Here is a 6,308-nt window from a genome sequence, read left to right as displayed (position 1 = left end):
GCGCCGGTGGTTTCCGAACCACCGGCGCACGGTCGCGTCAGTTCCTGAAATGCCTCGATCACACTCTCAGCAAGACACGGGCACTATGAAGGTGTGATCAGAGATCTCGTGCGCCGGTCGGCGCTGTTGGTGCCCGTCGGCGCGCTGGTGGGCGCCGGCTGGCAGGTGCCATCCGCCATCGGGGGCCGTCCCGCCGGGGAGCGGCTCGCCCGCATGCGCCGCTCACCGCACTTCCGCGACGGCCGGTTCCACAACGACGTCGCCACCGTCGTCGCCGGGCAGCCCGGCTCCGGGGCCCTTCGTGACCTCGTCCTCGGCAAGGAGGTGCGCAAGCCGCGGCAGCCCGTCCCGCTCGTCGGCGCACCCGACTTCGCCGGCTCCACGGGCCTGCGCGCGTCCTGGCTCGGCCACGCCACCGTGCTGGTCGAGATCGAGGGCAAGCGCATACTCTTCGACCCCGTCTGGAGCGACCGGGTCTCGCCGTCTGCGCTGCTCGGGCCCAAGCGCCTGCATCCGGTGCCATGGGCGCTCGGCGACCTGCCAGAGCTGGACGCCGTCGTGATCTCCCACGACCACTACGACCACCTCGACATGCCGACCATCCGGCGGCTCGCCGCCCGGCAGCCGTCGCTGCGGTTCATCGTGCCGCTCGGCGTCGGCGCGCACCTCGAACGCTGGCGGGTCGCGCCAGGGAACATCGTCGAGCTGGACTGGGACGAGCGGACCTCGCTCGGCCACGTCGAGGTCGTCGCCACCGCCGCGCAGCACTTCTCCGGCCGGCTCCGCCCCGGCGGCAACGGCACGCTGTGGGCGTCGTGGGTGCTCGCGGGGCGGGACCGCCGCGTGTTCTACACCGGCGACTCCGGCTACTTCGACGGCTATCGCCGGATCGGGTCCGAATATGGCCCGTTCGATGTCACGTTCATCCAGGTCGGCGCCTACTCGCCGTACTGGCCGGACATCCACATGACACCGGAAGAGGGAGTCGAGACCCACCGGGCCGTGCGCGGCGAGCTACTCGTGCCGGTGCACTGGGCCACGTTCAACCTGGCCATGCACTCCTGGTCGGAGCCGGTCGAACGGCTGCTGACCGCCGCCGACGGCCTGCGGGTCGCGGTGCCGATGCCGGGTCAGGCCTTGGACGTCGACGAGGCGCCGTCGCCGGATGGCTGGTGGCGGGCCGTCGCCTGACGCCGCACGTACAGGATCGTCCCGATGACCAGCAGCGGTGACACGAGCGCCACACCGCTGCTCGCCACGACCAGCACCGTGAGCCCGCCCTCGCGCACGGCGTCGTCGCCGAGCGCGCGGACGGGGACCGTGTCGCCGGGCTTGACGTCGACGGCGAGGTCGACCTCGTCGGTCCGGCCGTCCCACCTGGACTCGCACTCGCCGTCGTCGTCACAGCTCACGACCGTGGCCTCGGTGTGGGTGCCGCGGACGTAGGTCCACGACTCCTCGAGGTAGGCGAACCCGAACACGACGGCCGTCAGCAGCGCGCCGATCCCGGCGTACGCGGCCGTGACCAGCACGATGCCGGGTCTGCGCTCGACGATCGCGCTGATCACCGCCACCACCACGAGCACCATCGCGGCCGCCACGGTCGCGAAGATGAACAAGCGGCTGTTCGTGATGGCCCAGCCGGTGACCGCCAGCACGAACAGAAGTCCTAAGAGGACGGTCAACCAGCCTCGGGCGCCGCGGGGCTCGCTCACAGCCGCCCTTCTTTGACGGCCTGCGCCAGGCGCCGGACGTCCGCGCGCACGACCGAGGAGGTGTTCTTCGAGTTCCGCACCTCCGCGCAGTTCTGGTCGTTCTCGCTTCGCCTGGACTTCCGCCAGAATGTCACGCTGTTCTCTCCATTCGGTTCTTCGCATCGGCGATGAAACTCGCCGAGGAATCGGGCTTCAGGGAAACCGCGAGGACTCGGTCGATCGCTCGTTTGTAGGCCACGACATCTTCGTCCTCGTGGAGCAAGAGTACCGAGCGGCGCGTGCCGACGAACGCGATAGATGCGGTCTTCTCGTCGGCTCGCCTGCCGGAGGCAGGGCGAGCCGCCTCGATCAGCGTGAAGGCACCTTCCGGTCCGGGGTGCCAGCCGCGGTGATCGGGCACGATCCGCAGCTCGATGTTCGGCAGGGCGGCCATCGTCTGAGCTACAGCGTGACCGGCAGCGACGCGGCGCACGTGCTGATCGGCAGCGGAACCACCATCTGCGAGCTGGTGTTCGACGCGCTCGCGATGCGCGCGATGGCGGAACTGTCCGTCGCGGTCGTGTCCGAGATGGACGCCCGCTACGCACAGGAGACGGCGGCCGGACACGCTGTGCCCGGCCGCCGCCAGTCCGCCTCCCCGGGAATTCACAGTGTTGGTATCGACCCAGCGCATCCGCGTACCGCAGGTGGTTGGTGACTGGGTGCCGTCACGTTCCCCTGAGGTCACTGTTGGTCAGGCCCAGACCCTCGCACAATGATCCATGGGACAGGCCCTAATTCGCCTCGCCGGTCAGGGCGAAGGAACGCAGGCGCTGGGTCGCGCCGATGGTGCCGACCACGATGAAGATCACCGACATGATCAGCGCGGTGGTCACCGACACCGTGGCCTCGATGAGCTGGGTGTTCCCGATCGAGTCGGCGATGGCCGTCGCGTGCTGGCGGACGCTGAAGATCCGGGCGCCGCTGACGTAGCTGACCAGGATGTTCTCCCACAGCACGATGTACACGAGGCCGACCGCGACCGGCCGCTTGGTCATCACCGACAGCGCCAGGAACAGTGCGCTGTAGGCGAGGCCGCCGATCGCGGCGCCGATGACCAGGCCGACCGCCAGCTTGCCAGCACCGGCGATCAACGCGGCGGCGGCGAGCGGGACGCCGGTGGCGACCGTGGTCACCAGCCACGCGACGGCCAGCTTCGACAACACGATTTCGCTGCGCGGCAACGGTTTCGTGAGCAGGTGTGTGATCGTGCCGTCGTCGATCTCCAGGCCGAGCGCGCTGCTGCCGATGATCAGCGCGGTCAGCGGCAGGATCACGCTGATGCCCAGCGACGAGAACACCACCGGTCCCCACTCGGCGTCGCTTTCGCCGGACGTCACGCCGATGAGCGTGAGGCCGATGAGGATGATCGGCATCGGGAGGAGCATCAGCACGCGTTTGCGGCCCAGCATGGCCCGCGCGGTGAGGCTCATGATCGTCAGGTTCATGTCGCCACCAGGTAGGAGAAGACTTTCTCGAGCGACTCGTCCGAGGGGAGGAGCTGCGTGATGCGGATCTTGTGCTCGCGGGCGAGCTTGGCGAGCGCACGGGTGAACTTGCCGTAGTCGTTGGCCTGCACCAGCACGCCCTCGGGCGCCAGGCTCACGCCGGACACCGACTCCTGTCCCATGAGGACGGTCGCGAGCAACCGGTTGTCGGACGAGGTGACCGTGAACTGGTGCGGCCGGGTGGTCATCAGGCGGCGGATGTGCCGGTAGTCGCCGGACGCGGCGAGGCGGCCGGCGACGATGACCTGCACGGTGCCCGACAGCTGCTCGACCTCTTCGAGGATGTGCGAGCTGAACAGGATCGTGCGGCCCTCCTCCGCCATGCGGTTCAGCAGCTCCATCATGTGGAGGCGCTGGCGCGGGTCCATGCCGTTGAACGGCTCGTCCAGCAGCAGCACCCTCGGGTCATGCACCAGCGCGGCCGCGACCCGGCTGCGCTGCCGCATTCCCTTGGAGTACGTGGAGATCCGGCGATCCTGCGCGTCCTCCAGCTCGACGATCGCGAGTGCCTTCCGCGCCGCCTCCGCCGGGTCCGGCAGCTTGTGCAGCTTCGCGCTCGAGAGCACGAACTCCCACGCGGTCAGGAAACCGGGCACGCTCTCGCGTTCGGTGACGAGGCCCAGCGTGCGGTACATCTCCGGGTTGCGCCACGCGGACTGGCCGCCGACCGTGACCTCACCCTGAGACGGGGCCATCAGGCCCGCCATCAGGTGCAGGACCGTGGTCTTGCCCGCACCGTTCGGGCCGAGCAGGCCGGTGAGGCCGGGGGCGATGGTGAGGGTGACGTCGTTGACCGCGACGACGTTGCCGTACCAGCGCGAAACGCCGTTCAACTCGACAGTGGTACTCACGACTTCACCTTCTTGTAGCGCAGCACCAGCAGGAACGTGCCGAGCGCGATCAGGACCGCGGTGACGAGGCCGTACACGGCCCCGAACTCGCCGGTCTGGACGATGCCGATGCCCGGGCCGAACAGCCACTGGTCGACGCCGTTGAGCAGGCTCGACGGGTCCATCAACCCGCCGAGGTCGGCCAGTGCGCCGTTGCCGAACGCCTGCAGCGCGCCGGAGATCGGCGTGGTCAGCAGGAACAGCGCGATGATCATGCCGGACGCGAACACGCGGCGGCCGGTCAGCGACGCGAGCGGCAGGCCCAGCGCGGACAGCAGCGCGGCGTGGATCGCGGCGGCGATCAGGCCCTGGACGAAGCCGCCCAGCTCGTCGAACACGCCACCGATGCCGGTGTCGGTGTTGAACGCCATGCCGAGGAACATGATCAGCATCGGGATGGCGAACAGCAGGAACGTCGCCGTGGCCAGGGACGCGAGCTTCGTGAGCGCGTAGTCACTCTTGCGCAGTGGCCGGGACAGGTAGAGCTGCAACAGGTTGCTGCGCAGGTCGACGGACACCAGCTCCGGCGCGACGACGGCGACGAACACCGTGGCCGCGTAGGTGAACGTGGACGCGATGCCGACGTAGTCGATCACCTGCGTCGGCAGCTGGGTGTTGATCACGACCAGGATCAGCGACGCCATGCTCGCGAAGGCCAGCACGCCCATCGGCAGGACCTTCGCCCACGCGCTGCGGCCGAGGCCGTAGGCGGAGCGGACGCCGTGGACGTACAGCGAGCGCGCCGCGTAGCCGCGGCCGAGTCGCGGGCCTTCGTAGCGCTGGTAGCCGATGTCGTGGATGACGCCGGTGTCAGGCACTGGCCACCTCCCGGAACAGGTCGGCCACCTGGTGGCGCTGACGTTCAATGCGGTGCAGGGGCAGGTCGAGGTCGGCGACGGCGTCGCGGATCTTGTCGTAGACGTCGTCGTTCTCGATACGGACGTACAGGACCCGTTTGTCGGCGCGGACCTCGAGGCCCTGGCTCTCGAGTGCCCCGGCCAGCGCCTCCGCGTCCTCGTCGACCTCGACCATGAGCAGGTCACGGGCCTGCGTCATCGAGTCGAGGGTGGCCGAGCGCAGCAGCCTGCCCGCGTCGATGGCGACGAGTGAGGTGCAGATGCGCTCGATCTCGCCGAGCAGGTGCGAGCAGACGACGACGGAGATGCCGAAGTCGGTGCCGATGCGGTGGATGAGGTCGAGCATCGCGCGCCGGCCCGCGGGGTCGAGGCCGTTGGTCGGCTCGTCCAGCAGCAGCAGCTCCGGGTCGTGCACGAGGGCCTGCGCGAGCTTGACGCGCTGCTTCATGCCGGTGGAGTAGCCGCCGATGCGGCGGTAGCGCTCCTCGTAGAGGCCGACGTGGCGCAGCGTCTCCGAGGCTCTCTCTCTGGCCATCGCCTTGGGCAGGCCGCTGACGCGGGCCATGTGGGTGACGAACTCGGCCGCGATCATGTCGGGTGGCAGGCAGTCGTGTTCCGGCATGTAACCGACGCGGGCGCGGACCCGGTCACCGTCGGCGATCGGGTCCAGGCCGAGCACGCGGACCTGTCCGCCGGTTGGTTCCAGCAGCCCCAGTGCGAGCTTGATGAGGGTGCTCTTGCCCGCGCCGTTCACCCCAACCAAACCCACCACCCCAGGCTCGATCGCAACGGTGAGGTCCGCAAGCGCGGTCACCTTGTCATAGCGCTTCTCCAGCGCAACAGTCTCGATGAGTGGCACCCACCCAAGCTATTCGCCCACCCCACCCCCCACATCCGGCGCATCCCCCAACCCAACCCTGACTTCCCCACCACCCCCCGCGAGTCGGGCGTTCAGAACCCGCGAGTCCACGGTTCGGAACCCGCGAGTCTGGGCTTCGGAACCCGCGAGTCTCGGGTTCGGAACCCGCGAGTCCACGGTTCGGGACCCGCGAGTCTCGGGTTCGGGACCCGCGAGTCCACGGTTGGGGACCCGCGAGTCTCGGGTTCGGGACCCGCGAGTCCACGGTTGGGGACCCGCGAGTCTCGGGTTGGGGACCCGCGAGTCGGGCGTTCGGGACCGGTGAGTTGGGGTTTCGGGTCTGACACCGACCCCAACTCAGGGGTCCTGAACCGAAGACTCGCGGGTTCTGAACGGTGGACTCGCGGGTTCTGAATGGTGGACTCGCGGGTTCTGAATGG

The 6,308-nt window shown here is 69.1% G+C and carries 9 protein-coding genes; 2 read left to right on the top strand and 7 right to left on the bottom strand.

From position 1 onward, the window contains the following. The first annotated feature begins 93 nt into the window (after positions 1-93). Positions 94-1,191, top strand: coding sequence for an MBL fold metallo-hydrolase (locus WBA97_RS26385; protein ID WP_424233619.1), 1,098 nt, complete (start codon positions 94-96; stop codon positions 1,189-1,191). Here the strand turns inward: WBA97_RS26385 and WBA97_RS26380 are convergent. From WBA97_RS26380 to WBA97_RS26370, 3 genes are read right to left on the bottom strand one after another with little or no spacing between them, the layout of a single operon-like run. Continuing rightward, complete coding sequence (locus WBA97_RS26380) at positions 1,131-1,715, bottom strand: hypothetical protein (RefSeq protein ID WP_424233618.1); 585 nt, start codon at positions 1,713-1,715, stop codon at positions 1,131-1,133. The genes WBA97_RS26385 and WBA97_RS26380 overlap by 61 nt on opposite strands. Continuing rightward, positions 1,712-1,849: a DUF397 domain-containing protein gene (locus WBA97_RS26375; protein WP_424233617.1), complete on the bottom strand. Its 138-nt coding sequence runs from the start codon at positions 1,847-1,849 to the stop codon at positions 1,712-1,714. Before WBA97_RS26375 ends, WBA97_RS26380 begins: the two co-directional genes overlap by 4 nt. Further along, a complete protein-coding gene (locus tag WBA97_RS26370; RefSeq protein WP_424233616.1) occupies positions 1,846-2,148 on the bottom strand; it encodes a Scr1 family TA system antitoxin-like transcriptional regulator in 303 nt (100 codons plus the stop codon). Before WBA97_RS26370 ends, WBA97_RS26375 begins: the two co-directional genes overlap by 4 nt. 15 nt (positions 2,149-2,163) lie before the next feature. On the opposite strand from WBA97_RS26370, the gene WBA97_RS26365 reads away from it, so the two are divergent. Next, a complete protein-coding gene (locus tag WBA97_RS26365; RefSeq protein ID WP_424233615.1) occupies positions 2,164-2,412 on the top strand; it encodes a hypothetical protein in 249 nt (82 codons plus the stop codon). A gap of 76 nt (positions 2,413-2,488) precedes the next feature. On the opposite strand, the gene WBA97_RS26360 is transcribed toward WBA97_RS26365, so the two are convergent. The 4 genes from WBA97_RS26360 to WBA97_RS26345 are packed head-to-tail and all read right to left on the bottom strand — an operon-like array spanning position 2,489 to position 5,868. Next, on the bottom strand, positions 2,489-3,202 hold the full coding sequence (locus WBA97_RS26360; protein ID WP_424233614.1) for an ABC transporter permease: 714 nt from the start codon (positions 3,200-3,202) through the stop codon (positions 2,489-2,491). After that, the gene (locus WBA97_RS26355; RefSeq protein ID WP_424233613.1) at positions 3,199-4,113 is read right to left on the bottom strand and encodes an ABC transporter ATP-binding protein; all 915 of its coding nucleotides are present in this window, start codon (positions 4,111-4,113) and stop codon (positions 3,199-3,201) included. The genes WBA97_RS26360 and WBA97_RS26355 overlap by 4 nt, the downstream gene beginning before the upstream one ends. Then, on the bottom strand, positions 4,110-4,970 hold the full coding sequence (locus WBA97_RS26350; RefSeq protein WP_424233612.1) for a hypothetical protein: 861 nt from the start codon (positions 4,968-4,970) through the stop codon (positions 4,110-4,112). The genes WBA97_RS26355 and WBA97_RS26350 overlap by 4 nt, the downstream gene beginning before the upstream one ends. Beyond that, positions 4,963-5,868 carry an ABC transporter ATP-binding protein gene (locus WBA97_RS26345; protein ID WP_424233611.1) on the bottom strand — a complete coding sequence of 302 codons (906 nt, stop codon included), beginning with the start codon at positions 5,866-5,868 and terminating at the stop codon, positions 4,963-4,965. The genes WBA97_RS26350 and WBA97_RS26345 overlap by 8 nt, the downstream gene beginning before the upstream one ends. Between the last annotated feature and the right edge of the window lie 440 nt (positions 5,869-6,308).

It is taken from the genome of Actinophytocola sp. (genome assembly GCF_049647105.1).
Taxonomy (GTDB): Bacteria; Actinomycetota; Actinomycetes; order Mycobacteriales; family Pseudonocardiaceae; genus Actinophytocola.
The sequence above is the reverse complement of the archived record's forward strand: the minus strand, read 5'-3'. Positions and strand labels throughout refer to the sequence as shown.